Raw genomic sequence first — 1,825 nt, 5'->3', positions numbered from 1 at the left:
GGTATCCGGGCGGACGGCTCAGTGCCAAATCCGCTGAATTGCAAGCAATTCCCGCTGCTGCCAGCAGTTCGCACCAACGGTCGACCTCGTGCATGTCGTCGCGCCACGGCGGACCATCTACCGACGGGTAGGCGGAATTGCTATACGAGATGAGCAGGTTCGGCTTTGTTGCGAGCAGGTCGGCAATGCTTTCCGGGCCGCGGCCGTGCAGGTTGACCGCCAGATCCGGCGGCGCGCTGCGCCAGTGCAGGTCCCGGAGTCCGCAGGTCGGCAGCACCTCGTCCACCGCGCCCGACAACATCGCCAGCGGTGTCAGCGGTTGCGGCGTCGCCAGCACGACGCGGGCCGACGGGTAGGCGCGCCGCAGTCCGCGCAGTGCCGGCACCCCGGTGAGCAGGTCACCCAAACCCAACGCCCGCAACACCAGCACGGTGTCAACCGGTGAGCCCGAGGTCAGGGCCACGACGATTCCTCTGAGCAGCACACCACCAATTCGCGGACCTCGCATCCGGCAGGCTGGTTCAGCGCGAAGACAACTGTCTCTGCGACGTTGTCGGGTTCGTTGAGCTTGGCGTCCGGCGGCGGCTTGTACTGCTCGTCGCGACCATCGAAGAACGGGGTGTGCATGCCGCCTGGGATCAGCAACGTCACGCCCACCTCGCCGGCCAATTCGGCGGCCAGCGCGCGGGTGAACCCGACCACCCCGAACTTCGACGCGCAGTAGGCGGTGGCGTCGCTGACCGCTTTGATGCCCAACGTCGAGGCGACTGTGACGATGCGTCCCTGCGTCGACTTCAGATACGGGAGAGCTGCCCTGATCACCGCGGCGGTGCCCAGCAGATTGACGTGCACCACCCGTTCCCACTCCTTGGCGGAAACCTTGTCCAGCGGGCCGCAGCTGTCGATGCCGGCGGCCGTGAAGACGCCGTGCAGTTGGCCGTCGACCGCGTCAGCCAGTTCCCGTACGGCGTCGTCGACCGTCGAAGTGTCGGCGAGATCGGCCCAGGCATAGCGAACGTCGCTCTGCGGCTTGGCGATATCGACCACCAGCGGATTACCGCCGTGACGTTGCACGGCCCGCACCGTCGCGGCACCAAGCCCGGAGGCACCGCCCGTGATCACGACATTGCCGGGCGACGATGCGGGTCCACCGGGACCCGAGGAGGAGTCGGGCCATTGAGCCCCGCCCAGTGTTTGCGCCATCAGTCAGCCTCTCTATGCCCGTCTGTATGAATCCCTTGTCCCGGCCCGGATCACTTCACCGTTGCGGCGATCAACTTCGACGTCGAGTACCCCGGCACGGTGGGCAGCAGCACCACCTCACCGCCGTGCCGTTGCACCACTTCGGCTTCGGGTAGCTCCACTCCGGTGTAGTCGCCGCCTTTCACCCAGATGTCCGGCCGCACCCGCTCCAGCGCCGCGGCCGGTGATGTCTCGTCGAACACCGCGACGCCGTCCACGCAACCCAGCGCCGCCAGCACCCGGGCCCGGTCCTCGGCCGGCACCACGGGCCTTCCGTCACCTTTGATCTGCCGCACCGATTCGTCCGAATTGAGCAAAACCACCAGCGCGTCGCCCAAGTCGCGGGCACGCCGCAGCAACCGCACATGCCCGGTGTGCAGCAGGTCGAAACAGCCGCCGGCGGCTACCAGCGTGCCGCCGCGGTGCCGGACCCGATCAGCAAGTGCGATAACGGAATCCATTCCGGTGACCGCGCCGGCATTGGTGGACAAGTCGATCCCGCCGGGCATCGGCATGACGCTGGACACCGCAGCGGCTCCGCCGGCCGCGACGAACAGCGACGCCGCCGTCACCGCGTCGGTGG

General features: G+C 67.8%; 3 protein-coding genes. All 3 read right to left on the bottom strand.

Annotation, left to right across the window (positions count from 1 at the left end; genetic code table 11):
• The coding region (locus WA317_RS06870) for a glycosyltransferase family 9 protein (protein WP_425172323.1) at positions 1-463 on the bottom strand (463 nt) is incomplete at its 3' end.
• Positions 454-1,203 (bottom strand): SDR family oxidoreductase, encoded by a 750-nt coding sequence (locus tag WA317_RS06865; protein ID WP_425172322.1) that lies wholly within the window; start codon positions 1,201-1,203, stop codon positions 454-456. The genes WA317_RS06865 and WA317_RS06870, both read right to left, overlap by 10 nt.
• 50 nt (positions 1,204-1,253) lie before the next feature.
• A partial coding sequence (locus WA317_RS06860) for an adenylyltransferase/cytidyltransferase family protein (protein ID WP_425172321.1) occupies positions 1,254-1,825 on the bottom strand: 572 nt, incomplete at its 5' end.

Origin of the sequence: Mycobacterium sp., assembly GCF_049802695.1 — a bacterium.
GTDB lineage: Bacteria > Actinomycetota > Actinomycetes > Mycobacteriales > Mycobacteriaceae > Mycobacterium.
Note: the sequence above shows the minus strand (reverse complement) of the source record. Positions and strands in the feature narration are given on the sequence as shown.